The sequence below is a fragment of the Selenomonas sputigena ATCC 35185 genome (genome assembly GCF_000208405.1).
GTDB lineage: Bacteria > Bacillota > Negativicutes > Selenomonadales > Selenomonadaceae > Selenomonas > Selenomonas sputigena.
Map to the genome: position 1 here is coordinate 1 of NC_015437.1, position 26,370 is coordinate 26,370.

At 56.5% G+C, this 26,370-nt stretch carries 25 protein-coding genes, 1 tRNA gene, 1 other RNA gene and 2 pseudogenes; 15 read left to right on the forward strand and 14 right to left on the reverse strand.

Translation table 11 applies throughout. The features are described 5' to 3' along the window. The first annotated feature begins 70 nt into the window (after nt 1-70). The 7 genes from dnaA (at nt 71) to SELSP_RS00040 (ending at nt 8,774) form a co-directional block, all read left to right on the forward strand. Nucleotides 71-1,537 carry a chromosomal replication initiator protein DnaA gene (dnaA, locus tag SELSP_RS00010; RefSeq protein ID WP_006192629.1) on the forward strand — a complete coding sequence of 489 codons (1,467 nt, stop codon included), beginning with the start codon at nt 71-73 and terminating at the stop codon, nt 1,535-1,537. A gap of 289 nt (nt 1,538-1,826) precedes the next feature. Further along, nucleotides 1,827-2,939 carry a DNA polymerase III subunit beta gene (gene dnaN / locus SELSP_RS00015; RefSeq protein ID WP_006192631.1) on the forward strand — a complete coding sequence of 371 codons (1,113 nt, stop codon included), beginning with the start codon at nt 1,827-1,829 and terminating at the stop codon, nt 2,937-2,939. A 6-nt stretch (nt 2,940-2,945) separates the two neighbouring features. Then, complete coding sequence (gene recF, locus SELSP_RS00020; protein WP_006192632.1) at nt 2,946-4,055, forward strand: DNA replication/repair protein RecF; 1,110 nt, start codon at nt 2,946-2,948, stop codon at nt 4,053-4,055. Between the two features lie 63 nt (nt 4,056-4,118). Beyond that, entirely contained in the window at nt 4,119-5,111 is a 993-nt protein-coding gene (locus SELSP_RS00025; RefSeq protein WP_013740459.1) for a DUF721 domain-containing protein, read from the forward strand. Beyond that, complete coding sequence (remB, locus tag SELSP_RS00030; RefSeq protein WP_013740460.1) at nt 5,089-5,355, forward strand: extracellular matrix regulator RemB; 267 nt, start codon at nt 5,089-5,091, stop codon at nt 5,353-5,355. Before SELSP_RS00025 ends, remB begins: the two co-directional genes overlap by 23 nt. Before the next feature lie 187 nt (nt 5,356-5,542). After that, nucleotides 5,543-7,462 (forward strand): DNA topoisomerase (ATP-hydrolyzing) subunit B, encoded by a 1,920-nt coding sequence (gene gyrB, locus SELSP_RS00035; protein ID WP_211204962.1) that lies wholly within the window; start codon nt 5,543-5,545, stop codon nt 7,460-7,462. A 97-nt stretch (nt 7,463-7,559) separates the two neighbouring features. Continuing rightward, the gene (locus tag SELSP_RS00040; RefSeq protein ID WP_013740461.1) at nt 7,560-8,774 is read left to right on the forward strand and encodes an ATP-binding protein; all 1,215 of its coding nucleotides are present in this window, start codon (nt 7,560-7,562) and stop codon (nt 8,772-8,774) included. 62 nt (nt 8,775-8,836) lie between these two features. Here SELSP_RS00040 and dhaM read toward each other — a convergent pair whose 3' ends face one another. The 8 genes and pseudogenes from dhaM to SELSP_RS12235 form a co-directional block, all read right to left on the reverse strand. Then, entirely contained in the window at nt 8,837-9,223 is a 387-nt protein-coding gene (gene dhaM / locus SELSP_RS00045; RefSeq protein ID WP_006192637.1) for a dihydroxyacetone kinase phosphoryl donor subunit DhaM, read from the reverse strand. 13 nt (nt 9,224-9,236) lie between these two features. Beyond that, entirely contained in the window at nt 9,237-9,857 is a 621-nt protein-coding gene (dhaL, locus tag SELSP_RS00050; RefSeq protein WP_013740462.1) for a dihydroxyacetone kinase subunit DhaL, read from the reverse strand. A 52-nt stretch (nt 9,858-9,909) separates the two neighbouring features. Then, a pseudogene (locus SELSP_RS12525) lies at nt 9,910-10,674 on the reverse strand (dihydroxyacetone kinase subunit DhaK); the annotation flags it as partial. Nucleotides 10,675-10,677: 3 nt separating this feature from the next. Next, a pseudogene (locus SELSP_RS12530) lies at nt 10,678-11,658 on the reverse strand (phosphomannomutase/phosphoglucomutase); the annotation flags it as partial. Between the two features lie 81 nt (nt 11,659-11,739). Beyond that, entirely contained in the window at nt 11,740-12,399 is a 660-nt protein-coding gene (locus SELSP_RS00065) for a D-sedoheptulose-7-phosphate isomerase (RefSeq protein WP_006192641.1), read from the reverse strand. A 15-nt stretch (nt 12,400-12,414) separates the two neighbouring features. Continuing rightward, a complete protein-coding gene (locus SELSP_RS00070; RefSeq protein ID WP_232362350.1) occupies nt 12,415-12,696 on the reverse strand; it encodes a hypothetical protein in 282 nt (93 codons plus the stop codon). A gap of 133 nt (nt 12,697-12,829) precedes the next feature. Further along, complete coding sequence (locus tag SELSP_RS00075) at nt 12,830-12,988, reverse strand: hypothetical protein (RefSeq protein ID WP_006192643.1); 159 nt, start codon at nt 12,986-12,988, stop codon at nt 12,830-12,832. Next, on the reverse strand, nt 12,985-13,134 hold the full coding sequence (locus tag SELSP_RS12235; protein WP_006192644.1) for a hypothetical protein: 150 nt from the start codon (nt 13,132-13,134) through the stop codon (nt 12,985-12,987). Before SELSP_RS12235 ends, SELSP_RS00075 begins: the two co-directional genes overlap by 4 nt. A 220-nt stretch (nt 13,135-13,354) precedes the next feature. On the opposite strand from SELSP_RS12235, the gene ffs reads away from it, so the two are divergent. From ffs to SELSP_RS00105, 7 genes are all read left to right on the forward strand, one after another. Beyond that, nucleotides 13,355-13,454, forward strand: an RNA gene (gene ffs / locus SELSP_RS12640) — signal recognition particle sRNA small type. Nucleotides 13,455-13,566: 112 nt separating this feature from the next. Then, nucleotides 13,567-15,561, forward strand: coding sequence for a DNA polymerase III subunit gamma/tau (gene dnaX / locus SELSP_RS00080; RefSeq protein WP_013740464.1), 1,995 nt, complete (start codon nt 13,567-13,569; stop codon nt 15,559-15,561). A 74-nt stretch (nt 15,562-15,635) separates the two neighbouring features. Further along, a complete protein-coding gene (locus tag SELSP_RS00085; RefSeq protein WP_006192646.1) occupies nt 15,636-15,971 on the forward strand; it encodes a YbaB/EbfC family nucleoid-associated protein in 336 nt (111 codons plus the stop codon). Nucleotide 15,972: 1 nt separating this feature from the next. Then, nucleotides 15,973-16,578 (forward strand): recombination mediator RecR, encoded by a 606-nt coding sequence (gene recR / locus SELSP_RS00090; protein WP_006192647.1) that lies wholly within the window; start codon nt 15,973-15,975, stop codon nt 16,576-16,578. Nucleotide 16,579: 1 nt separating this feature from the next. Further along, nucleotides 16,580-16,822 (forward strand): pro-sigmaK processing inhibitor BofA family protein, encoded by a 243-nt coding sequence (locus SELSP_RS00095; RefSeq protein ID WP_006192648.1) that lies wholly within the window; start codon nt 16,580-16,582, stop codon nt 16,820-16,822. 81 nt (nt 16,823-16,903) lie between these two features. Next, nucleotides 16,904-18,076 carry an MFS transporter gene (locus SELSP_RS00100; protein WP_006192649.1) on the forward strand — a complete coding sequence of 391 codons (1,173 nt, stop codon included), beginning with the start codon at nt 16,904-16,906 and terminating at the stop codon, nt 18,074-18,076. Nucleotides 18,077-18,141: 65 nt separating this feature from the next. Continuing rightward, nucleotides 18,142-19,452, forward strand: coding sequence for a hypothetical protein (locus tag SELSP_RS00105; protein ID WP_006192650.1), 1,311 nt, complete (start codon nt 18,142-18,144; stop codon nt 19,450-19,452). 81 nt (nt 19,453-19,533) lie between these two features. Here SELSP_RS00105 and SELSP_RS00110 read toward each other — a convergent pair whose 3' ends face one another. From SELSP_RS00110 to glyA, 6 genes are all read right to left on the reverse strand, one after another. Continuing rightward, on the reverse strand, nt 19,534-20,373 hold the full coding sequence (locus SELSP_RS00110; RefSeq protein ID WP_006192651.1) for a menaquinone biosynthesis protein: 840 nt from the start codon (nt 20,371-20,373) through the stop codon (nt 19,534-19,536). A 41-nt stretch (nt 20,374-20,414) separates the two neighbouring features. Continuing rightward, nucleotides 20,415-21,206: a bifunctional hydroxymethylpyrimidine kinase/phosphomethylpyrimidine kinase gene (gene thiD / locus SELSP_RS00115; protein WP_013740465.1), complete on the reverse strand. Its 792-nt coding sequence runs from the start codon at nt 21,204-21,206 to the stop codon at nt 20,415-20,417. An 83-nt stretch (nt 21,207-21,289) separates the two neighbouring features. Then, nucleotides 21,290-22,003, reverse strand: coding sequence for a hypothetical protein (locus tag SELSP_RS00120; protein ID WP_013740466.1), 714 nt, complete (start codon nt 22,001-22,003; stop codon nt 21,290-21,292). A 270-nt stretch (nt 22,004-22,273) separates the two neighbouring features. After that, a tRNA-Ser gene (locus SELSP_RS00125) sits at nt 22,274-22,361 on the reverse strand. Nucleotides 22,362-22,481: 120 nt separating this feature from the next. Beyond that, nucleotides 22,482-23,132, reverse strand: coding sequence for a uracil phosphoribosyltransferase (upp, locus tag SELSP_RS00130; protein ID WP_006192654.1), 651 nt, complete (start codon nt 23,130-23,132; stop codon nt 22,482-22,484). An 11-nt stretch (nt 23,133-23,143) separates the two neighbouring features. Then, a complete protein-coding gene (glyA, locus tag SELSP_RS00135) occupies nt 23,144-24,391 on the reverse strand; it encodes a serine hydroxymethyltransferase (protein WP_006192655.1) in 1,248 nt (415 codons plus the stop codon). A gap of 334 nt (nt 24,392-24,725) precedes the next feature. Here glyA and SELSP_RS00140 point away from each other — a divergent pair, with 334 nt between their 5' ends. Next, complete coding sequence (locus tag SELSP_RS00140) at nt 24,726-26,258, forward strand: Ppx/GppA phosphatase family protein (RefSeq protein ID WP_006192656.1); 1,533 nt, start codon at nt 24,726-24,728, stop codon at nt 26,256-26,258. Nucleotides 26,259-26,370 lie beyond the last annotated feature (112 nt).

Consider the following 26,370-nt stretch of genomic DNA (forward strand, 5'->3'; position numbering starts at 1 on the left):
AAAATGTGGATAAGATGCACGCAAATTATACACATGTGCACGAAATTTGTTGACAAGAAAGGACAGATCCATGGAACAATCCGAACTGCAGGCAATTTGGGAGCAAATCCTGCAGAAAGTTCTCGAACAGCGCTCATTGACGGAACTTGCTCTCAACGACTGGCTGCGCCCCGTAAAGCCGCTTTCTCTTTCCGACACCACCCTCGTGCTCGGCGCACCGACATCGCTCGCCAGGGAATGGATTGTAAAACGTTACATCCCTTTTCTGGAAGACGCCGTGCTCGATATTGCAAAGAAAAAACTCAAGATCGAAATCAAAAACCTCAACATCGAACCTGCGCCCACTTCTCCGCCTGTTCAGGAAACGCTTCTGACGGAAACGGGCACAAATCCTTCCGTACAGGAAGTCAAGGATGCGAAAAAAATTCCCGTTCCGTCACAAAATGCAGCACCAAAAAAAGAAGACGGCAGCCGCTCCTATGAACCGCCGGGCATGATTGCTCCCGGAGACGCCTCGTCCCTGAACTCTCACTACACCTTCGACACCTTCGTCACGGGCAATTCCAACCGCTTCGCCCATGCGGCGGCGCTCGCCGTCGCCGAATCGCCGGGCAGGGTATACAACCCCTTCTTCATGTACGGCGGCGTAGGACTCGGCAAGACGCATCTCATGCACGCCATCGGACACAAGATCCTCGAAAAATTTCCCCAGATGCGCGTCCTCTACATTTCGAGCGAAAAATTCACGAATGAACTCATCAACTCCATCCGAGACGGCAATCCCGAATCCTTCCGCCAGAAATACCGCAACATCGACGTCCTGCTCGTCGACGACATCCAATTCCTCTCGAAGAAAGAGCACACGCAGGAAGAATTCTTCCATACGTTCAACACGCTGCACGACGCCAACAAGCATATCATCCTGTCGAGCGACCGCCATCCGCGCGAGATTCAGACGCTTGAAGATCGTCTGCGCTCACGCTTTGAATGGGGTCTCATCACGGACATCCAGGCGCCCGATCTCGAAACGCGCATAGCGATTCTCCGAAAGAAAGCCGCGCTTGAGCACCTCGACGTGCCGAACGATGTGATGTTCTCCATCGCCAACCGCATCGACAACAACATCCGCGAGCTAGAAGGCGCATTGACGAGGGTCGTCGCCTACGCCTCGCTGACAAAGCAGCCCGTCACGACGTCCCTTGTCAACGAGGCTCTCGCCAATATCTTCCCGGAGGAAAAGACGCGCGAAGTGACCATGGAGCTCATCCAAGAAGTCGTCGCTTCCTACTTCAAGCTGCGCCTCGATGATCTGCACGGCAAGAAGCGAACGAGAAACCTCGCCATGCCGCGCCAGATCGCCATGTACCTGTGCCGCGAGCTGACGGGCAACTCCCTGCCGCAAATCGGCAATTCCTTCGGCGGACGCGACCACACGACGGTCATCCATGCCTGCGACAAGATCGGCAAAGAACGAAAAGAAGACAGCAAACTCGACCGCACGATCGAGCAGCTAATGCAGCGCATCGAAAGCCTCTGAACCACTCCCTGCCCCGTCCGTGCATAACCCTGTGGAAAAGCACCATGAAATCCTGTGTCCAATATGTGCACAATTTTTATTTTCGCTTTCCCCTGTGGAAATGTGGATATTCCAGTACGTCTTGTCAACATCTTTCCCACAAGGCTCCTTCATTGGTATCAAAAGCCCCAAAAGCCTTTTCCACATTTCCACAGCCCCTACTACTATTACGGCTATGCTTTTCTATATTCTTGTACTATAAGTCAATAAGGCACATCACGCGAAACGAATCATCAAAAAGGAGAATCCCATGAAATTCACCTGCCATAAGAATGAACTTGCCCAAGCGATTCAGCTCGTTTCCAAGGCCATTGCCAACAAGCCTCAGACACCGATCCTCTCAGGCATATACATGGAGGCTACAAACAACCAAGTAGAACTTCATGCCACAGACAATGAAATGGGCATCATCAGCATCATCCCTTCCGAAGTGGAACAGGAGGGAAAACTTGTCCTATCGGGACGCTACATGCAGGAGGTCATTCGCCGCCTTCCCGGAGAAACCGTCACGATCTCCCAAGAAATCGACGAAAACATCAGCAAGATCCAATCGGCCGCTTCCAACTTCACGCTTCTTTCCATGCCGGCCAATGACTTTCCAACGGTAAAGCGTCTGGAAGACGGCATTCGTTTCAAAATTCAGGACAACGTGCTTCGAGACATCATCAAAAAGACGGTATTCGCCTGCTCGACAGATGAAGCGCGTCCCGTCTTTACCGGCTGCCAGATGGAAATCAACGGAGAAACTCTGAAGATGGCGGCGACGAACACGCATCGTCTCTCCGTAAAAAAAGAAGTGATTGCAAACCTTTCGGGCGATCTTCATATCATCATTCCCGCAAAAATACTCAATGAGCTTTTGCGCGCCTTGAATTCCGACATGCCCGTCGAGGTTGACGTCTGCTGCTCGTCGAACCAAGCGAGCTTCCAGTTCGAGAACGTCGTATTGATGTCCCGTCTGATCGAAGGGCAATTCCCCAATTATGACAGCGTCATACCGAAAAACTTCGCTACGACGGTAACGCTCGACACGGAAGACTTTCTTGCCGCTGTCGACCGCGTATCCTTAATCTCGCGCTCCGCCGACTACAATATCATTCGCCTGGAATTTGGCGGCAATCAGGTTCATATCTCGTCGAACAGCCCCGATATAGGAAAGGCAGACGAAATCGTCGCCGCTTCCATCGATGGCCCTGCCGTCAACATCGCCTTCAATGCGAAATATGTCACTGACGTTTTGAAGAACATCGACAGCAAAAACTTTCGTTTTCTCTTGAATCAAAGCCTGCAGGCGGCAGCTGTGCGCGAGGAGGACAATCCCACTTTCGTCTACATCGTCACGCCTGTGCGCACGCAGAATTGATGTGCGATGAAAGCAAAGAGCCTCCGTCTGAAATGTTTTCGCAACTATGAAGAGCTTGACCTCAGTCTGTCTCCCAATATCAACGTCTTTCTCGGCGAAAACGCGCAGGGAAAGACGAATATTGCGGAGGCTCTTTACTATGCGGCGATCGGTCGTTCGCATCGAACGAATGCGGATGCCGACCTCATCGCTTGGGATGCTCCTGCAGCGAAAATTGGGCTTCTTTTTGAGCGTCTTGACGTGGAAAATACGCTGGAATTTCAATTTCAACGCGGCAGACGCCGTTCCATCCGCAAGAATGGCGAGCCGATTAAAACAAAGGAGCTTTTCGGCGTATTCAATGCCGTCCTCTTCTCCCCCGAGGATCTCTTCCTCATCAAGGGGGCGCCCGCTGAGAGAAGACGCTTCCTCGACGGGGAAATCTCACAGGCAAGTCCCTCCTACGGCCATGAACTGATGCAGTATACGCGGATTCTCACGCAAAGGAACAGCCTGTTGAAGAAGATTCGGGAGCGCCGTGCGGGAAAGGAAATGCTTTCCCTCTGGGATGAGCAGCTTGCCAAAAGCGCCGCGCACATCGTCGAGAAGCGTTTTCTCGCCGTCAAAAAGCTCAACATGCTGGCGAACCTCATGCAAAGGCGGATTTCTGCAGGGAAAGAAAATCTTTCCCTTTCGTATGAGCTTTGCGGTGCAGAGGAAGAGCCGCCTTGCGTGACAGAGGAGCTTGTTCCATGGTATAATAAGAAGTTGGAGGAGTCCTTGGATCTTGACGTCCTGCGCGGCTCGACGAGCGTCGGCCCGCAGAGGGATGACATCCGTCTTGAAGTGAACGGCGTCAACCTTCGCTCCTTCGGTTCGCAGGGGCAGCAGCGCACGGGCGTTCTCGCCCTGAAGCTTTCCGAATTGGAGTTTCTTCGCTCGGAGACGGGAGAATATCCGGTACTTCTGCTCGATGACGTCATGAGCGAGCTGGACGGCACGCGCAGGGAGAAACTCCTGGACTTCATCGGCAGAGAGCATATACAGACCTTGCTCACGGCGACGGATGCCGCATATCTGCCGGAAAAATTTATGGGGAATATCTTCCATGTGCGAGCAGGGAAAATATTTACTTGATACTATATGGAAGTTTTTCCATATAGTATCAGAAAGAATCCTTACTTTGGGGAAGGGCAGACCATGAAACGCTCCTATCGCCGCAATCCCGGCATGGAAAAAATCAATCAGGTGATACCAAAAAGCATCCATGCTCTGGGCAAGAAGATCGAGCGCACCTATCAGGAACGCTTCGTCCTCGCGCGTTGGCCGGAAATCGTCGGCGAAGGCATCGCCTCGCACGTCCAGCCGATTGGCATCGAAGGCGAAAAGCTCCTGCTCCATGCCTCTGTGCCCGCCTGGCGAAACGAGATCACGCTCATGCAGATGACGATACTCGCGCGCTTCAACACCTTTGCAGGTTTCGAGATGGTGAAGGAACTCGCCTTTTCTTGGAAAAAAGGCGACATCGTTCTCTTTCAGGCTTCGGGGCGTGTGCAGGAAGAAGCTGACGAGCAGGAAGCATACCGAAAGGCTCTGCGGGAGATGACATTGACCGAGGAGGAGCAGGAGGCATGCGAAAGAAGCGTTTCTCTCGTCAGCGAGGAACGTCTGCGGAAGAAACTTCGGCATATATCTCAGCGGCGAAAGAAGCGTGAGAAAGCGCTTCTTTCGCTCGGTGAGAAGCCTTGCCCGCAATGCGGCAAGCTGTTTTCCGGCGAAGGCGTGTGCCCTTCCTGCACCTGCAGGGAGCGGCGCGAAAGACGCCGCTCGGTTCGCCGCCATTTGCTCGATCTTCCGTGGGCGCGCTATGCGGACATCAAAGATCATCTTCGTTGCACGCCCGCCATGGTCGCTTCCGAGCGCACGCGTCTTGTGCAGGAGCTTGCCCGCCGCATCGAATTCGGCGATTGGGAGAGTCTGGAGGCGAAGACGCTCGTCATGCTCTACCGCTCGCTGCGGCCGGAGCAGCTCACGGAGGACGTCGTGCGCCGCACGCTTTACGATCTTCGCCGCGAGATGGCGGAAGGAACGGTGTTCCGTCCCTTCCCCAAGCGCTCGGAGGTCATGAAAAAGACGGCAAAACGGGGCGCGAAGAGCGGGGAGGGATTTCATGTATCTGCACCTAGGCGATGACAGCTTGGTTGCCGTTTCCAGCATATTGGCGATTCTTGACATCGAGATATATCGAGAGAAGTTCGGAAATGCCCTTGGGAAGAAGGATATTGCAAAGAGTGCAGCGTTGAGAAAAGAGCCGCGTTCCGTCATCGTTACGGATGAAGGGCTTTATTTCTCGGTGATTTCCGCGCAGTCTTTGAAAAGGCGCATACAATCGCCCGCTTATGGAATGAACTTGCATGATTTTGCAGTGCAGTCATAGATGTTTTGAGGAACGATGGAGGGACAATATAGAGATGGAAAAAAAGAAGGATGCGCTCCAAAAAGCGCTCGACCGCGCCGAGCAGGATGCGGCCGAGGAGAAGCTGCGCGAAGAGGAAGCGGCGAAGTTTGCGGAGGAAGTGCGCGACGATGACCTTGATTTGGAAAACGTCGAGATTCACAAGGATATGGACAGCGCCGACGTCACGGCGGTTGACGGCGACTACGGCGCCAATCAGATTCAGATTCTGGAAGGCTTGGAAGCTGTAAGAAAGCGCCCGGGCATGTATATTGGCAGCACGTCGGAGCGCGGCCTGCACCATCTCGTCTACGAGGTGGTCGACAACTCGATCGATGAGGCTCTGGCCGGCTATTGCGACCATATTGACGTGACGATCGAAAAGGACAACAGCATCACCGTCGTCGACAATGGGCGAGGCATCCCCGTCGACATGCACGAGAGCGGCAAGCCTGCGGTCGAGGTCGTCCTGACCGTCCTGCACGCGGGCGGGAAGTTCGGCGGCGAAGGCTACAAGGTGTCGGGCGGCCTGCACGGCGTCGGCGTCTCCGTCGTCAATGCGCTCTCCACGTCGATGGACGTCGAAGTCAAGCGCGACGGCAAGATCCACAGCATACGCTTCGAGCAGGGCGTTACAGCCGCTCCTTTGACGGTCATCGGCGAGACGGAAAAGACGGGAACGAAGGTTCACTTCGTCCCCGACCCTGAGATCTTCACGGTGACACAGTACAGCTTCGACACCTTGAAACATCGTCTGCGCGAGCTGGCCTTTCTGAATCAGGGCATCACGATTCGCCTCGTGGACAAGCGCGGCGAGGGGCGCGAGGAGTCGTACTTCTATGAGGGCGGCATCCGTTCCTTCGTCGAGCATCTGAACCGCAAGAAGGAAGTCATTCATCCGACGCCGATCTACTTCAATGGTATCAAGGATGATACCGTTGTGGAAATCGCCATGCAGTATAACGACAGCTACATGGAGAATATCTACAGCTTTGTCAACAATATCAACACCGAGGAGGGCGGCACGCATCTCGCGGGCTTCAAGATCGCCTTGACGCGGGCGGCGAACGACTTCGCGCGAAAGCAGGGCATATTGAAGGACAAGGACGGCAATCTCTCGGGCGAGGATGTCAGAGAGGGCTTGACCTGCGTCATCAGTCTCAAGATTCATGAGCCGCAGTTCGAGGGTCAGACGAAGACGAAGCTCGGAAATTCCGAGGTGCGCGGCATTGTCGATTCCATAGTGACCGAGGGACTGACCGAGTATTTCGAGGAAAATCCCGCCATCACGAAGAAGGTCATCGAGAAGGCGATCATGGCATCTCGTGCGAGGGAAGCGGCGCGAAAGGCGCGTGAGCTGACAAGGCGCAAGAATGCGCTCGAAGTGTCGAGCTTGCCCGGAAAGCTCGCGGACTGCTCGATCAAAGATCCCGAGCAGGCGGAAATCTACCTCGTCGAGGGCGACAGCGCCGGCGGCTCGGCGAAGCAGGGACGCGACCGCCGTTTCCAGGCAATCCTGCCCCTGCGCGGCAAGATCCTGAACGTCGAGAAAGCGCGTCTTGACAAGATCTTCGCCAATGCCGAGATCCGCACGATGATCACGGCGTTCGGCACGGGCATCAGCGACGACTTTGACATCGCGAAGCGTCGCTACGGCAAGATCATCATCATGACCGATGCCGACGTCGACGGATCGCATATCCGCACGCTCCTCCTGACCTTCTTCTACCGCTACATGAAGCCGCTCATTGAGCGCGGCCACGTCTACATCGCGCAGCCGCCGCTCTACCAGATTCGCAAGGGCAAGAAGCACTGGTACACCTACAGCGACGACGAGCTGGCGCAGAAACTCAACGAAGTCGGCAGGGACAACGCGACCGTGCAGCGCTACAAGGGCCTCGGCGAGATGAATCCCGAGCAGCTTTGGGAAACGACGATGGATCCCGAAGGCAGGACGATGCTCCAAGTGCGCATGGAGGACGCTGAAGAAGCTGACGAGCTTTTCACGATCCTCATGGGCGACAAGGTGGAGCCGCGCCGCCAGTTCATCGAAGAGCACGCCAAGCACGTGAGAAATCTCGATATTTAAGAACATATAGAAAAAAACGGAATCCATTCTTCTGAAATCATGATATAATGATAAAGAAGGAATGGATTCCATTTTTTATTATCACAAGGAGAATATCATGAAACTGATCGAGCGTGCATCTTATATGGATTTCCTGCAGCGCAATCGTGAGCGTCCTATCATCAAGGTGGTATCGGGCGTGCGCCGCTGCGGCAAATCCACGTTGTTTTCCCTCTACCAGCATCATTTGCTGCAAGACGGCGTGACAGAAGAGCAGATTCACGTCATCAACTTCGAGAATCTGGAATTTGAAGACCTGCAGGAGTATCATGCTCTGTACCGCTATGTATGCGAAAGGCTCGTGCCGGGAAAGTGGAATTACGTCTTTCTCGATGAGATACAACATGTGCCGCAGTTTGAAAAGGCCGTGGACAGTCTCTTCATCAAGGAAAAAGTGGATATCTATATCACGGGATCGAACGCTTATTTCATGTCGAGCGATCTGGCCACCTTGCTTTCCGGCCGCTATGTGGAGCTTCGTATGCTTCCTTTGTCCTTTCGGGAATTCTGCAGCCGCGAGATGCTGCAAGAAAGATTCAGTCTGCGGGAGCTGTACGAAAAGTATACGAGAGAAAGTTCCTTTCCCTATGCCATGCAGCTTGACGGACGAGAGAAGGATATCAACGAGTACATGCAAGGCATATACAGCACGATTCTTTTGAAAGATATCGTGGCGCGTCTGCGCATTGCTGACGCCAAGATGCTCGAAAGCGTTACGAAGTATCTCTTCCTTCATGTAGGAAGTCTGCTTTCTCCCAAGAAGATAGCGGATTCTATGACGAGTGCGGGAAGAAAGATCGACGCCAAGACGGTGGAGCGATACTTGCAGGGCTTGCAGGACGGACTTCTCGTCTATCAAGCTGATCGCTTCAACCTTGTCGGCAAGGAAGTGCTGCGCATCAATTCAAAATACTATGTGGTCGACGTTGCCATGCGCTTTTTCCTCATCGGCAGGAAGGGGCAGGATACGGGGCATGTACTGGAAAATATCGTCTATTTGGAGCTTCTGCGGCGTGGTTATCGCGTCTACGTCGGTGCTCTGCCGAGCGGCGAAGTCGACTTCGTAGTGCAGAATGAAAAAGGTCATGTCTACATCCAAGTGGCAGAATCGACCCAGCAGCCGGAGGTTCTGGAACGTGAGTTGAAATCCTTGCGATCGATCAAGGATAATTACCCGAAATATCTTCTTACCTTGGACGAAGTGAATGCGACGGCGGATTACGACGGCATAAAGAAGAGGAATGTCCTGCGCTGGTTATTGGAAGAGGAATGAAATAGGGCTGTGCTGACATCTCCACGACGTCGGCACAGCCCTATTTGCTGGACGATTCTTCCCTATATCCCGATTTTGTGCATATCCCGCGCCTGCTGCATCTTTCCCGCCAAGTCTTCGAGCGCGGTTCCTGAAGAAGCTTCGACGGCGGCGAGGACGACGCCCTCGACGAGCGGGGCGTCGATGAGTTTGAGGCGGCGGTCTGACATGGATTCGAGAACCATTTCCGCCGTCATGACGGCGCTTCCCATATCCATGAAGAGGGCGACGCCGTCGTCCGTATAGGCCTTGTCGATAGCGGCGGCGATCTTCTCATAGCTTGTGCCCAGACTGCCGTCCTCCATGCCCCCGGCGGCGACGATCGTTACATCGCGTGCCATCATTTTGGCGACTTCGGCGACGCCTTCCGCAAGTTTTTCGCTATGGGAAACAACGACGATGCTGAACATGATGCCCGCCCCCTTACATGGCGTCTGCCATGGCACGCAGCATGAAGGAGGAGGATACGGCGCCCGGATCTCTGTGGCCGAGACTGCGCTCGCCGAGGTAACTCGCGCGTCCCTTGGTGGCGACGAGATCCTTCGTGCGCTCCGCGCCCTTTTCAGCGGCGACAGCGGCGGCTTCCAAGGCCTCCTTGAGTGTCTTCTTCGCTTCTACGGCTTCACGCATGGCACGTTCGGCAGGGCAAAGGGCGTCGAGCATGGTCTTTTCCCCGATGGTCGATTTGCCGCGCATCTTTATGCCCGCGACGGAGGCGGAAAATGCTGCGAGAAAGTCTTCGGCGGAAAGCTCCATCTTTCCCTTGAGCGCGTCGCCCGCCTTCATGAAAGCCGTGCCGTAGAGAGGGCCCGAAGCTCCGCCGACGCTCGATACGACGGCCATGCCGATGCCCTTGAATATGGCGCCGCTGTCCTTTCCGATGAGCGAAGGAAGCTTTTCCATCACGGTTTTTGCACCGCGCGCCATATTGATGCCGTGATCTCCATCGCCGATGGCGCTGTCCAGCTCGGTCAGGACATCCTTTTCCGCTTCGATTTTTTCAGAGATCGCTTTCATGATTTCAAGCAGCTTTTTCGTATCCATACATTGCCCCTTCATTCTTTGTTCCGTCCCGTTTCAAAGAGTTTTTTCCCGTTTATTTTTTCCAGGCAAGCGTATCGGCTTTGGCGTCGTAAAGGCGCTTCATATCCTCGTCAAGACGCAGGAGCGTCAGAGAGAATCCCGCCATCTCGATGGCTGTCATATAGTTGCCGACCATCGTGTCGTATACCTTGACGCCTTTTTCCTTCAAGTAGTCCTGCACGAAGCTGTTGATGATGTAAAGCTCCATCAAGGGGGTTGCACCCATGCCGTTGACGAGGACGACGACCTCCTTGCCGGAGTAGTCGAGGTCGGCAAGAATAGTATCAAGGAGTCTCTTCGCCGCTTCGTTGGCCGAGAGCATCTTCTCGCGGCTCGTGCCCGGCTCGCCATGGATGCCGATGCCGATCTCGACTTCGTCTTCTGCGAGCGTGAATCCGTGCTTTCCGGCAGCGGGAACGGTGCATGGGGCGATCGCCATGCCCATCGAGCGGACGTTCTTGATGACGCTTTCGGCGCACGCTTTGACCTCGGCGAGGGAGGCGCCCTCTTCGGCACGTGCCCCTGCGATCTTATGGACAAAGATCGTTCCGGCGACGCCGCGCCTGCCCGTCGTATAGAGGCTGTCCTTGACGGCGACATCATCGTTGACGATGACGTAGTCGGCGTTGACGCTTTCATCCTTCGCCATGTCAATCGCCATTTCGAAGTTCAGGACATCGCCCGTATAATTCTTGACGATCGCGAGGACTCCCGCATCTGTGGCGACGGCCTTGATTCCTTCATAAATCTGATCGGGCGTCGGCGAGGTGAATACGGATCAGCGATGGTGACGGAGGTGAAGCTCGTTTTCCAGAAAGTCGGTCAGTTCGTCGGAAGTGATCGAATCCGTGACGATCGTTGACTTTGGATAGTCGGGCGCTAGGATGGCCGCCATCATGGCGATGAGCGCATTGCGGTTGATTTCCTCGCCCGTGGGCAGGACGGCGCTCATGCGGTCGACATCGGTATCAAAGATCAGGCCGAGATCGGCGTGATTTTCGAGGACGGCTTCACAGATGGCGGCCATCGCTTCGCGGTTTTCGGGGTTCGGGATATGGTTTGGGAACATGCCGTCCGGCTCTAAGTAGCGGCTGCCCGTAGTGTCTGCTCCCAGCGGGGCGAGCACCTTCGTGGCAAAGAAGCCGCCGCTGCCGTTGCCGGCGTCGACTGCGATGCGCATGCCGGCAAGAGGTTTCTCCTCGGGCGCGGCGGAAATCCCCTCGCAAATCTTCTTCTGCAGATGGTCGACATAGACGGAGATGAGGTCAAACTTCTCGGCTTCTTTTTCGTCTCCTTGGACCAGGGGATTCTTCGAGGCATAGGAAAGAACCTTCTTGATGTCGCTCGCTTCGAGTCCGCCTTTCTCCGTGAAGAATTTCATGCCGTTTCGGTTGTAGGGCAGATGGCTCGCCGTGATCATGATGGAGCCGTCGGCCCTTGTCTCATCGAAGAGGATGGACATGAACATCGCGGGCGTGGAAGAAAGGCCGCAGTCGAGCGCTCGGACGCCGCGGGAAAGAAGAGCGGCGAGTATGGCACGCTTCAAGCAGGGAGCGGAAATGCGCGAGTCGTGTCCGACGGCGATCGTCATTTCCTGCGCTTTCCTGCCGATCTTCTCTTCAAGGAAATTTACGAAGCCGTTCGCGATGCGGCCTGCAACTTCTTCCGTCAGATTGACGGACTCGTCGGCGACGCCGGATACGGCAACGCCGCGCACGTCGCTGCCGTTCTGCAATTTTATCCATTGTTTTTCCGCAATCATGGCAATCCCCCCATGGTGCATTCCATTTTCTTCAGGGTATATTATACCATATTTTTGGAATAATTTGCGTTTTTTATTCTGTCATTTATCATTCGTACCAAAAAATTCTTCTTCGGCCGCTATGCAAAGAGCATGATAAATCGGCAGATGAAGTTCCTGTATGCGGTACGTTTCCTTGTCGGGAACGGCGAGGAGAATGTCGGTCAGAGCGCGCAGCTTGCCGCCGCCCATGCCCGTCAGAGAGATGACGGAGATGCCGAAAGCGCGCGCGACCTGCGCGGCATAGAGAACATTCTGCGAATTGCCCGACGTGCTGATGGCGAGAAGGACGTCGCCTTCCCTGCCAAGACCGAATACCTGCTGGGCGAAGACGAGGTCGGGCGCCTGGTCGTTGGCAAACGCCGTGCCGAGGGCAATTTGGTTGACGAGGGAAAGAGCGGGCAGGGCTTCCTGCAGGTTCTCGATGAGGTACGCTGCATCTTCGGGGCAGGCGTCCATGAGCTTCTGCCTCTTGTCCTCGCCTAAGCGGCGCGGCAGAAGGAAGCCCTTCATCAGCTCTCCCGTGATGTGTTCGGCGTCGGCTGCGCTGCCGCCGTTGCCGCAGATGAGCAGTTTGCCGCCTTTTCTGTAGCAGTTGACAATCGTTTCGACAGCGGCTTTCAGCGGTTCTTCCATGGGAGCGAGCACAGGATAGCGCTCAATCAGATGGTCGATCGTGGCGAGTGTCGTTTCTTTGGCCATGTTTAGACCCCTTCTCTATGCGTTTTTCTTCTTGTGGAAATGCTTCCAGCCGATTCGTGCAAGGAAAACGATGGCGACGAGCAGGGCGATTCTCCAAGCGGCCTTGAAAATATTGTCGCTCACGCTTTCTGTCGCGTCCGCCGCCTTGTCCTCACTGTCGTCTCGTGCCGCCTCCTGATAGCGCTTCGTCGGCGTAGGGCAAGACGCTGCGTGTGCGACGGAGACCGTGGAAATACATGCTGTGTTTGCGCCCGCAACAAAGATAGGAGCCATGCCGCCGGCAAAAGCTCCCATCATGAGTGCAGCAATGATTTTTTTTCGGGAAGGAATAAAATGCATGATTCTCTCTTCTTTTCTAAGGGAGCGCTGAAATATCAATGCGCATCCCTTGCATAAGCAAAAACCGCAAAAGACAGACTTCAAGAGATCCTCAAGGCTTGCATTTTTTCCGGTCGAGCATCTTTTGCAGGGTACGAACCAGAAAGAGATGCGTCTCATAGTCGAGATCGTTCGCATCGTAGAGCATGCGCTTCTTGAGGGCGTCGATCTGCTTTTGTAGTTTTTGCCGCGTCTCATCCGTCAGACTCATGCGTTGTGTCCGTTTTCTTCCAACATCATCTGTTGTTGGGCACGACTATTCCAGCCCTCTTCCTGCAGCTTTTCGGGCGCAGGGGAGAGCCTGTCGAGGATTTCCTGAGTCTCCGGATCCATCTCATCAAAATCCGCTTTATTCATTTTGACCAGCCACCTTTATACTTCATATTCTACTCGTGAAACCCTAAGAGGTCAAGCCCAAAGGGCACAGGCTGATTGGCTAGGTTTTTGTAAGGACGCAGGGCCAATCGGATATGAACAGCGGTTGACGGCTTCTGCCTGTCTATGCTACAATCAAAGAACGCAATGGGCGTTTTCTATGTTGCTCTTTTGAGAAGCCTTTTCCAGTTCGGAGCGCGGCGCCTTGGTCTTGCGCAATGGAGTCTCGTGAACCCCGTCAGGTCCGGAAGGAAGCAGCGGTAAGCGAACCGCTTCATGTGCCGCGAGGGCGCCTGGGGGTCGCGCCCCGAAGTGGAAAAGGAGTATTTGCTGCTGTGCGGAGTTTCGGCTTGGTGCGGCAGCTTTTTTCTATGGATTCGTTTGCAGTTTTCTATGCGTTCAAGGAGGGACGATATGGCGTACATCGCGCTCTACCGCCAATGGCGGCCGGGAAGTTTCAAGGATCTCGTGGGGCAGACGGCCGTATCGAGGACGCTTTCCCATGCGATTTCCGCAGGACGCATCGCTCATGCCTATCTCTTTTCCGGCCCGCGCGGCACGGGCAAGACGAGCACGGCGAAGATCCTCGCGAAGTCGCTGAATTGTGAGAAGGGGCCGACGCCCGAGCCTTGCGGCGTCTGCAAAAATTGCACGAAGATCGCCGACGGCACGGCGCTCGACGTCTTTGAGATCGACGCGGCGTCGAACCGCGGCATCGACGAGATGCGGGACTTGCGCGAGAAGGTGAAATTCACGCCCGCCGAAGGGCGCTACAAGGTCTACATCATCGACGAAGTGCACATGCTGACGACGGAGGCATTCAATGCGCTTTTGAAGACGCTCGAAGAGCCGCCGGCACATGTCGTCTTCATCCTCGCGACGACGGAGCCGCACAAGGTGCCGGCAACGATCCAGTCGCGCTGCCAGCGCTTCGACTTTCGGCGCATCACGGTCGAGGAGATCGAAGCGAGGCTCGCCTATGTGGCACAGGAGATGAAGATCCCGTGTGAGAAGGAAGCGCTTCGCCTCATCGCGCGGCAGGCGGACGGCGGCATGAGGGATGCGCTGTCGCTGCTTGACCAGTGCGCGAGCCTGGACGGCGATACATTGACGGCGGCATGCGTCGAGGAGAACCTCGGCCTCATCGGGCATGAGCCGATCTATCGCCTGACGAAGGCGATCGGCGAGCGCGCGAAGGGCGAGGTCTTGGAAACGATCGCAGAGCTTCTCGCGCTCGGCAAAGATCCGATGCAGCTCTTGGCGGAATTGACGATTCATCTGCGCAGTCTCATGATCTACGAGGCGGCGGGCGCTCTTGCAGCGCTCAATCTCGCGGATGACACTGGAGCTGCGCTCGAAGAGCAGAAGGCGCTTTTCACGCAGGCGCAGATCATGGCGATGATCGCGCGTCTGCACGAGGCGATGGCGGAGCTTCGCTGGACGCCGCAGCCGCGCATCACGCTTGAGGTCGCGCTGCTTTCGCTCTGCCGTGAGAATGTGGAAGATGGTGCAGAAGGTGCACCAGCACCAACCCCCGCCGCAGCGCCCGCCCCCGCCGAAGCGGCGCGCGTCGCCCGCCTTGAGGCGGAGCTTGCCGCCCTCAAGGCGCAGCTTTCGGCGCAGCCTGTGAGAGCAGCCGCGCCTGCAGCATCTCCTCTTCCGACCGCGAGAAAACGGGCGGCAAGTCGCACGAACGAAGCGGCTTCTTCCGGCACGCCGGCACGCAATAGCGCACCGCTTGCTTCTTCCGCTCCTGCCGCGCAGGCCGCGCCGAATCCCGAGGGAGAGAAAATCTACGCCGAACTTCTCTCCCGCCTGCAGGAGAAGCAGCGCATCTCCGTGCTCGCGTGCCTCAAGGGTGCCTCTTTCGCCGGAAACGGCACGGGCACGTTTCGCCTGCATTTTTCAAGTCCCCTGCTCGCGCGGCGCACAATGCGCGACGACTACCGAAAGATCATCGAAGAATTGCTCGCCGAGATCGCAGGCACACCGCTTGCAATCTCGTGCGAAGCGCAAGCTGTGCCGCCTGCCGCGCCGCCTCCTGCGCCAAAGAAAAAGCCGCCGTTGGCGGCGCTCGACGAGATCGAGCCGCGAGGGCTTTCGCCGAAACCGTTGGAGATCGACGAGAACGAGCTTTCGCCCGAAGAGCGAAGCCGCTTGAAAAATGCCGTTTCGCTCCTCGGCGGACATCTCGTCGACCTGCCCGAGGAGCAGCGCATCGCCGCTCTCGCCGCGAGCGGCAAGGCAGTAACCAAGTCCGTGACCGAGACGGCAGAAAAAAAGGACGCGCCGCCGCTCGATGATGCGCCGGTGCTTGATGACATTTCGCTGCCCGATGATGCGCCGGTGCCCGATGACGTGCCGCCGCCGGATGATGGCGATGCGCCGCCGCCGGAGGAAAACAGTTGACCTAAGAGCCGCTTTGCGGCTATAATCGAAGGAAAAGCGCAGGCGAAGCGCCTGCTTTTGAAAGGAGAAACGCAATGTTTGGTGGAATGGGAAACATGGGCAATATGCAGGGCATGATGAAGAAGGTACAGAAGCTTCAAAATGACATGAAGAAGATGCAGGAGGAGCTGAAGAAGAAGACCGTCGAGGTGTCGGCGGGCGGCGGCGCCGTCAAGATCGTCATGAACGGCGAGAAGGAAGTGCAGTCGCTTCATATCGATCCCGCCGCCGTCGATCCCGAGGATGTCGAGATGCTGCAGGATCTCCTCTCGGCCGCCTTCAACGAGTCGGTCAAGAAGGTCGACGACATGATGGCGGGCGAGATGGGCAAGCTCACGGGCGGCCTCGGCCTTCCTCCGGGCATGTTCTGAGATGCAGTATATCGCACCGCTGGCAAAACTCATTGAACACTTTCGCGCACTGCCGGGCATTGGCTCCAAGACGGCAGTGCGTCTTGCTTATCATGTCCTCGACATGGATGCAGCGAAGGCGCGGGCGCTCGCTGAGGCGATCGTCGAAGCGCGGGAGAAGATCGGCTTTTGCAGCGTCTGCTGCAACCTCTCAGACCAGGATCCTTGTGCGATCTGCGCATCGGAAAAGCGCGACCGCTCGAAGATCTGCGTCGTCGAGCAGCCGCAGGATGTCGCCGCCGTCGAGCGCATGAAGGACTACAAAGGTCTTTACCATGTGCTGCACGGCTCGCTTTCGCCGCTCTCGGGCGTAGGCCCTGAGAACCTTCGCGTGAAGGAGCTTCTGCATCGGCTGGAAGGAGAGGCGGGCGCTGAGGTGCAGGAGATCATCATGGCGACGAATCCCACGGTCGAGGGCGAGGCTACGGCGATGTACCTCGCGCGGCTTTTGAAGCCCGCAGGACTCAAGGTCACGCGCATCGCGCACGGCCTGCCCATCGGCGGCGATCTCGAATACGCTGACGAAGTCACGCTCGCCAAGGCGCTCGAAAACAGAAAGGAAATCTAATATGCTCGAAATCATCGCGTCGCTCGCCGTCGGCATTCTGCTTCTTTCTATCGCGGCGAAGCTCCTAGACTTGCCCTTGCGTCTTTTGAAGAAATTCATCGTCAACAGCGTTGTCGGCGCGGTGCTGCTCTCCATCGTCAAACTTCTGGGCTTTCATGTGACGATCAACATCTTCACGTCGCTCGCTGCAGGAATCTTCGGCGTCCCCGGTGTGCTCATGGTGCTCGCGTGGAGCTATTTGTAAGAAAAAGTGCATTGGGCAGACGGCGGTGCTGGGTGTATTCGTGTTTTCTAAACATCTTGAAACAATAAAGAAGGCAAGACATTGAACGAAGAAAAAGCAAGGAATGTGGAAACACTCTGGACGGCGGAATTCATCGGCATGAGCGCCACGAACTTTTTTCACCTCATGGCGCAGTATATCCTCATCGTCGGACTGCCCATCTACATCATGAACGAGATGAAGGGCGGCGAGCTGGAAGCGGGGCTTGCCATGACCTTCTTCCAGATCGGCGCCGTCTCCTCGCGCCCGTTTGCCGGCCGACTCATCGACAGCCTGCATAAGGGCAGACTGCTCCTTGGCGCGACGCTCGCCTTCTTCGCCATCATGCTCGCCTTCTGCTTCGCGCATACGGAAGAAGCGATCTACACGCTGCGCCTTCTGCAGGGCATCGAATTTGCGCTCGGCACGACGGCGGCGGCCACCTTGGCGGCGCTCGTCCTGCCCGCGGCGAAGAAGGGAACGGGCATCGGCTACTTCGCGCTCTCGACGAATCTCGCGATGGTCGTCGGGCCTCTTACAGGCCTCCTCATCATACGCTCCTTCGGCATGATGGCACTCTTCGTCTTCCTTGCGGCGAGCGCCCTTTTCACGCTCTGGCTCGCAAACCGCAGGAAGCTCCCCGATGAGATCGTTGTGCCAAAAGAGAAAAAAGGCCGGGGATTCTCCCTCGTCGAGCGGCAGGCGCTTCCTGCAGCTCTCATTGGCGGACTCATGTTCTTCGCTTACGGCGGCGTCCTGACCTTCATCCCGCTCTATGCGCGCACGCTCGGCATGGAAGAGGACGTCAGCGCCTTCTTTGCCATATTCGCGCTCATCATCGTCGTGACGCGCCCCTTCATCGGCCGCATCTTCGATCAGCGCGGCGCCGACTATACGGTTTATCCGGGACTTCTCCTCTTCTTCCTCGGTTTCCTGTGCTTTGCCGCAGCCGAGTCGTCTGCGGCCTTTCTCGCTTCCGCCGCGATTCTGGGCGCGGGCTTCGGCTCTGCAAGCCCCGCCTTGCAGACGCTCGCCGTCGCGAGCGTCGCGCCCGAGCGTGCAGGACTTGCGACGGCGACCTACTTCTGGGCGCTCGACATCAGCGTCGGCCTTGCTGCCGCGACCTTGGGACTCGTCGCCGCCCACTTCGGCTATGCGGCGCTCTACGGCATCCTGTGCCCTGCCGTCCTCGTCCTCGCCGTCATCTTCTACACGATTTGGCGCAGGAGACGATAGGATTTTTTCCTTTTGCGACGAATACAAGGAGTTAGGATATTTCGTCAATATAAAGGAGGCGCGTCATGTTTCACAAAAAGAAATTTTTCATTCTTCTTCTCCTCGTCATCTCTGTCATGGCGAGCGGCTGCTTTCGCATCAGCAGCGATACCGCCATCCACAAGGATGGAAGCGTGGATATAAAAAACACGATGGTCGGCGTGCCTCTTCTTGCAGAGCAGATCCAAGAAGCGCGTGAATCGGCAAAGAAAAATCATCCGAACGCTTCGCTCAAGGACGTTCAGGACGGCAATATGTCCGGGATCGAGGAAACGACGCATTACAAGACGATCGACGAGATGGCGAAGGCCGACGGCAATATGTTCAAGACCGTCGAGGGCAAGGCGAAAGGCGTGCAGCAAAAGAAGGGCTGGCTCTACGACACCTATGCGGTCGATGTGCTCTTTGAAGGAAAGAAGGACACGCAGGCAAATATGGATCAGGATGAGCGCGCCATGATGCAGGCGATGCTCTCTTCCGTGCGTGCCGACGTTTCCCTGTCTCTTCCCTATGCACCTGAGAGTCACAATGCGGACAAGGTAACGGATGGCGGTACGACCTTGGTCTGGGATCTCGCTTCTGCCTTGATGAATGGCGGCGACAAGTCCATACAGGCGACGTTTCGCATCTGGAATATGACGCATATCTATATCACGATCGGCATTGCCGTCGTACTCATCCTTGTTTTCTTGGGCGGCTTGATCGGCGGCTTTCTCTGCCGCAAGGGATCGCCTCTTCAATTCAGCATCTTCGGATTGGGACTCGTCGCTCTTCTCGCGCTTCTGGGCATTGGCGGATTTTCTCTCTATTCCGTCACGAATCTGCCTGCGCTGAAGGAGCAGGACATTATATCTGCAACGGCCGCCAAGTCTTCCATCAATCAACTGCAGGATGCACTCGGCTCTTCCGCGAACGATCAGGCATTGTCCAAGGCGAAGAAGGGCGCCCTGTCGGATTCTTCTTCCGCTAAGACGAAGGCACAGACTCCGGCCGCTCCGAATCCCGCGTCCTCCGGTTCGCAGGATGCCGTGCGGACGTTCGAGACCTTTCATCGCAATATCACGAACCGCAATCTGCGCGCCGCCTACAATGCGTTGGGTTCTGAGATGCAGTCGCAAATGACCTATGAGGGCTGGGCGCCAGGCTTCAATACGACGGTCAGCAGCACGCCGCTCAACGTCGAGGTGCAAAGCGCCACGCAGGATCGTGTCACTTTGACCTATACGCTGCGTGCAGTCGACAACCCCGGCGGCACTCGCTATTTCAACGGCAGGGCTGTTCTCACCAGGCATGGATCGGTCTGGAAGATCGATGAAATCGTCAACAAGCCGAAGTGATGTAATCTACAGAAAAGGAAAAGGCTGTGCATAAGTCGAAGTCATCGACTTATGCACAGCCTTTTTTCTTATATGATTTTCCTAAATTCTCTTCACATCGGCGAAGCAGAGCTTTGGCACATGGTTGATGAGGTTCAATTCATGCGCCTTCCGATAGAACAGCTCCAGACCTTCGAGATGCTCGTCTTTCAAATCCCAGTGGATGACCTGCAGGTATTCTTCAAGCTGCTGGAAGGTGAAGTCCTTTTCTTCACGCACGGATTCGATCGTCGCGTACTTGTTCGCGACTCCTTCCGCCATGCCTCGGACAAGACGCTCGTAGACGAGCTGCAGCTTTTCGGGCGATTCCCTCGCGAAGGTGCGGTTCGCTGTCCAAAGAGAATAGACCATGCCGAGTCCCGTGAGCTTGTGCCACTCGGCGCCGAGATCGTAGTAGTGGAGATCCTCGCGGCGGTGGTGGTAGAGCCAGAGCGCGTCGTCGCCGATGAAGAGCGAGCCTGCCGCGTCGTCAGGCACGGGATTCTGCGGCACGATGTGGCGCACATAGTAGTTGGGGCTTGCGTCGTATCCTTCCTTGAGGATGATCTTCAAGAGGCAGTGGCTCGTCGCCGATTTCGCCGTGAGGATGATGCGGTCGTCCCTGATTTCCTCAAGGGGTTTTTTCGTCACGAGGAGGATGCTCGTGACCGCCTTATCCGTGCGCACGCAGATGTCGGGCAGGATGACAAGGCTTTCGTCGCCCTGTGCGTAGATGATGGATGATATGCCGCTCACATCGAGCCTGCCCGCCAGAAGTTCGCGGTTCAGCTCCGCCGGCACGCCCGGCACGAGATGCAGTCCTCGGTTTCCTCCGTGCGCGAAGCTCCAGGTGAGCGGCAGGATATTGAGAAAATGGATGTGCCCGACCCTTGGCTCTGCCATAAATGTCTCCTTTCGGAAGAATGAAAAGATTCAGCGCTTCCTTACATATATTCCCACATGTGAAGCAAAGGACCGCGTCCCTTGCCGATATTGAGTCCCGCGCGGATGGCGCCCGTGATGTATGCCTTGGCGTCCTCAACGGCGATGGTCAGCGGCTTTCCCGCTGCAAGGCCGCAGGCGATTGCCGTCGAGAGCGCACAGCCCGTGCCATGCGTATTCTCGTTGTCGATGCGCGTCTGCTTGTACCAGCGCGCCTTGCCGTCCGCATAGAGCAGGTCGTCGGCGCTCTCTACGAGGTGGCCGCCCTTGATGAGCACGGCGATCGGAAACCTCTCGGTCAGGACTTTGGCGGCCTTGAGCATGGAATCTTCGTCGGTGATGGCGACGCCCGTGATGGCTGCAGCCTCGGGCAAATTCGGCGTGACGATGTCGACGAGCGGCAGAAGCTCGTCGACCATCGCGAAGAGCGTGTCGCTCGTGATCAGATCGCAGCCGCTCGTCGAGGCGATGACGGGATCGAGCACGATGTTTTTCGCGTCCTTTTCCCGCAGTTTCTCGGCAATCGTGTGCACGATCGCGTCGTTTGCCACCATGCCGATTTTGACGGCGTCGGGACGGATGTCATCGTAGATAGCGTCAAGCTGCTCCGCGATGAAGTCCGGAGGAATGACGAAGGTATCGCGGATTCCCGTCGTATTCTGCACGGTGAGCGCCGTCGAGATGTTCATCGCGTACATCTTGTGCGCCGTGATGGTCTTGATGTCCGCCTGTATGCCTGCGCCGCCGCTCGGATCTGAGCCTGCGATCGTCAGAACCTTTCGGATGTCCTTCATGCTGCATTCCTCCCCAAAAAGACCGGATGGATGGAGTCTTCCAAAGATACTCATATATATCTGTCTATAGTATACCATAAAGATTAAGGTTCTTGCCATAAATCGTACAGGGCGATCATGTTTCTGAGGCGTCGCTTCTCCTCGCTCGTCAGCGTATGGCTGATGGATTTTCCCTCCGCCGTCGACCAGTAGATGAAACGCGCCGCGTGGGCATTTGACGCGCGGCGAAGGATAAAAGCTCCCTCTTCGCCCAAAGCGATCTGGGAGCGTTCCGTCAGAAACTCGACATCCTTGTCGAGATGGTCGCGGCGCTTCTTTTCCGCGATCTCCCAAGTGCGTCGCTCGCCGTCTGCCTCGATGGCGAAGTGGTCGCCGAAGATCCAGCCGCGCATGCTGCTTTCGTGCATTGAATAGTAGTAAAGGATGTTGCAGCGAAACGTCGAGTCCCGACTGTGTCCGAGGAGCGGCTGGACGTAGAGACCTCCTGCGAGCTTCTTTTCCTCGGGATAGCTGTACCATGTATAGGCTCCCGAGTCTGTGCGTTCCATGCCCTCCTTGAGCTTTTCGATGCGAGCCTCACGCTCTTTTCTTCGCGCCTCTTCGGCAAGACGTTCTGCCTCGCGTGCTTCGCGCTGCGCCGCTTCCTGCTCTCTTTCTTCAGGCGAAAGCGTCTCCTCTTCGAGGAGGGCGAGCGCCGACTGCGTCTCATCGCGGTGCGTGCTGCTGTAATAGAGCATCGCACCCGTAAAGAGGGCGACGAGCACGCAGAACAAGATCGCATAGCGAACAATCCTCACGCTTCTGACTCCTTTTTGCGAGGTTATTTCTCCTTGATTCGTTTCTCTATTATACACGGAATCCGCTTCGTTTGCATAAAAAATTGTCGAGTTTATCTCGGGCAGGAAGGCTGCAAGTTTAATCACCGCATCGTTCTGCCAAGACGTAATCATTGCATTCATACCACATCGTCTTGTGTACGGAAAAATATAGAAGCTGTCAAAAATGATGTCAAAAATAAAATGCAAAAAAAGGCTTCCGGGCAAAACGCCTAGAAGCCTTGAATTTACTGGCGGAGAGGGTGGGATTCGAACCCACGGTACATTGCTGCACACTTGATTTCGAGTCAAGCACCTTCGACCACTCGGACACCTCTCCTCAAAGGTACTGTGCTAGTTTACCACATCTTTTTCCGCTTGTAAAGGGGCGCGCTGCACGTTTCTTGGTGCACTGCGCACGATGCTGCACGATACTTGCAAAGGGAATGCTCGTGCGGGCTTACAGCGTGCCGAAGATGCGGTCGCCGGCATCGCCCAAGCCGGGGACGATGTAGCCGTGTTCGTTGAGGCAGTCATCGACGGCGGCGACGTAGATGGGGATGTCGGGATGCGCTGCATTGACGGTGCGCACACCTTCCGGCGCAGCGACGAGACAGAGGAGCACGATGCTCTTCGCGCCCTTTTTTTTCAAAAGGTCGAGCGCTGCGGCGGAACTGCCGCCCGTAGCGAGCATGGGATCGACGACGATGAACATGCGCTCACCGATGTCGCCCGGCAGTTTGCAGAAGTATTCGACGGGCTGCAGCGTATCAGGATCGCGGTAGAGTCCGATGTGTCCGACGCGGGCAGCGGGGATGAGGCGCAGCACGCCTTCCGCCATGCCGAGTCCCGCACGAAGGATGGGAACGATGCCGAGCTTCTTGCCCGCGAGCTTCTTCACGCGGCAGGGAGCGACGGGCGTCTCAATCTCTACATCTTCAAGCGGCAGGTCGCGCGTGATCTCGTAAGCCATGAGCATGGCGATCTCTTCGAGAAGTTCGCGGAAGTCCTTCGTGCCCGTTTCCTTCTGGCGCATGAGCGTGAGCTTGTGCTGGACGAGCGGATGATCGACGATGTGCACGGCGAGATCTGCTTGGTTTTCCTGAGTCATGGGATGCCTCCTCACTCGTAAAGGGGATATTTTTCGCAAAGGGCGTCAACGCGTTTCTTTGCTTCTTCCTGCGCAGCCGTGTCCGTCGCATGATCGAGCACGAGCGCGATGATGGCGGCGACCTTTTCCATGTCGGCCTCTTTGAAGCCGCGCGTCGTGAGCGCGGGCGAGCCGAGACGGATGCCGCTCGTGACGAAGGGGGATAAAGGCTCGAAGGGGATCGTGTTGCGGTTTGCCGTGATGCCGACGCCGTCGAGGAGGTTCTGCGCCTCCTTGCCCGTGACGCCCTTGCTCCTGAGGTCGACGAGCATCAGGTGGTTGTCCGTGCCGCCCGAGACGATGCGGAAGCCCTTTTCCTGCAAAGAGGCGGCGAGCGTCTTGGCATTCTTCACGACCTGTGCGGCGTATTCCTTGAAGGCGGGCTGCAGCGCTTCTTCCAAGGCGACAGCCTTCGCCGCGATGACGTGCATCAAGGGGCCGCCCTGGATGCCGGGGAAGATCGCCTTGTTGAACTGTGCGCCGAATTCCGCGTCCTTCGTGAGGATCATGCCGCCCCGAGGGCCGCGAAGCGTCTTGTGCGTCGTCGTCGTCACGACGTCCGCCCACGGCAGCGGGCTTGGATGCATGCCGCCCGCGACGAGTCCCGCGATGTGCGCCATGTCGACCATGAGGTAGGCGCCGATCGCCTTGGCGATGGCGGAGAGCCGCTCGAAGTCGATGATGCGCGCATAGGCGGAAGCGCCGGCGACGATGAGCTTCGGCTTGACTTCCTTCGCCTGCTTTTCCAGCGCATCGTAGTCGATGCACTCTGTCTCTTTGTCCACGCCATAGGGGACGACGTGGAAGTACTTGCCCGACATGTTGACGGCGCTGCCGTGCGTGAGGTGTCCGCCGTCCGTGAGATTCATGCCCATGTAGGTGTCGCCGGGCGAAAGCAGCGAGAAGAACACCGCCATGTTCGCCTGTGCGCCCGAGTGCGGCTGCACGTTGACATAGCCTGCGCCGAACAGCTCTTTCGCACGCTCGATGGCAAGCGCCTCGACGACGTCGACGCACTCGCAGCCGCCGTAGTAGCGCTTGCCCGGGTAGCCTTCGGCGTACTTGTTCGTGAGCACGCTTCCCTGCGCCTCCATGACGGCGCGGCTCACGATGTTCTCCGAAGCGATCAGCTCAAGCTTGTGACGCTGGCGCGAAAGCTCCGCCTCCAGCGCCGAAGCGATCTTCTCATCGGTCTTCTTCAATGTATCCATCAATGCCATACATTTCCCTCCTGATCTGTCGATAACGGGGACACCCCCGTTTCCTGTCTATCCATACTATGTTATTGTACTATGAATTCTTAGCCTCGACAAGCCCGCAGGGCGCAGGCGAGGGTTAGAAGTCATTGTCCAGCACCGCTGTGGCTACGAATTCTTAGACGCGACAAATCCGATAGGGTGTAGGAGCGTCCTAGAAGTCGTTGTCCAGCATCGCTGTGGCTATGAATTCTTAGCCTCGACAAGCCCGTAGGGCGCAGGCAAATCTTGAAGCATCGCGGCAGAATTGCTATACTATACTTACGTTAAAATAGCATCAAAGCGAGGGGGAGCATCGATGGAAAATCTGGCGATCATCGACATGGGGTCGAACAGCATTCGGTTCATCGTCATGCAGATCAACGACAACCATTCGTATTTCCTGCAATATCAGCAAAAGGAGGCGATTCGGCTCGGCAAGGGCATGTCGGAAACGGGTCGGCTCAATCCCGACGGCGTGAAGCGTGCGCTTGAGTGCCTGCACGTCTACAAGCACATGATGGAGGTCATGCAGGTCACGCGCTGCATCGCGGTCGCGACAGCGGCGGCAAGGAGCGCATCCGATGGGACGCAGTTCATCGAACGCATCCGCGAAGAGACAGGCATCGAGATTGAGATCATCTCGGGTGAGCGCGAGGCATACCTCGGTTATCTCGGCGTCGTGAACACGATAGACGCGAAGGATTTCATCCAGTTCGACCTCGGCGGCGCATCGATCGAGGTGTCGCTCGTTTTGAACCGCAAGATCAAGGAGTCGGTTTCGGTACCTTTGGGCGCGGTGACGATGACGGACAAGTTCGGCATGCAGGACATCGTGACGCAGGGCGTCCTCGACAAGTGCATAAAGCATGTGGAAAAAAAGTTCCGCGAGATGATTCCCTGGGCGAAGGACAGACGCCTGCCCGTCATCGGCATCGGCGGCACCGTCCGAAACCTCGCGAAGATGGATCAGTACAAGACGAGCTACCAGCTCGCGCGCATCCACAACTACATCATTCCGCGCGAACGCTTCGAGCCTTGCTATCAGGCCATCATCAAGTCGAGCTGCACGAACCGCAGGAAGTTCGGCGGGCTTTCCACAGAGCGTGCCGACATCATCGTCGCAGGTGCGACGATCGCGCGCTGCCTCATGGAGTTCAGCGGCGGCAAAGACCTCATCGTTTCGGGCTGCGGCCTCCGAGACGGCGTCTTCTACGAGTATTACGGCAAGAAATACGGTGCAGGCTCGCCCGTCGTCAAGGACGTGCTCAAGGCGAGCGTAGAGAACTACCTGAAGCGCGTGGAGCGGCGCATGGAGCATCTAGGGCGCGTCCACGATCTCGCCCTGAGCCTCTTCGACCAGCTGAGGCGCCTGCACGGTGCTCCGAAGCGTTCGCGCGACCTCCTGTCCGTTGCCGCGTGGCTGCACGATGCGGGCAAGATTGTCAATTATTACGAGCACGCGCGAAACTCCGCCTTCATCATCAACAACGCGCCGCTCTACGGCATGACGCAGAAAGAACAGCTCAAGGCGTCCTTCATCGCGGGCTTCCATCACGGCATCAGCAACAAGATCATGCGCTCGTATCGCTATGCGATGATGGTCACGCAGCCCGAGTGGAAGGAGATCCGCAAGCTCGCGACGCTGCTCGCGCTCGCCGAGGCCGCCGATGTGACCTACGAGGGTCTTGTCACAGGGTTCGAGGCAGCGGCAACGTCCGAGGGCGTCGCGCTCTCCGTCATTGCCGCGCCCGATGCCGACACCCGCGCTACGGATTTCGAGATGCAGAGTTTCTGCAAGCAGTTCAAGAAAGAGTTCGGCCGGCCGCTCGTCATCGTGTGGCGCAAGTAGGAGCGCGTATGCGACATAAGGACGGATTTCCCAAAGTATTTGATATTTTCTTTTCTTCTATGATATAATGATAGTTACATGAGAAAAAGTGGTATCATTCTTCAAAATCGTT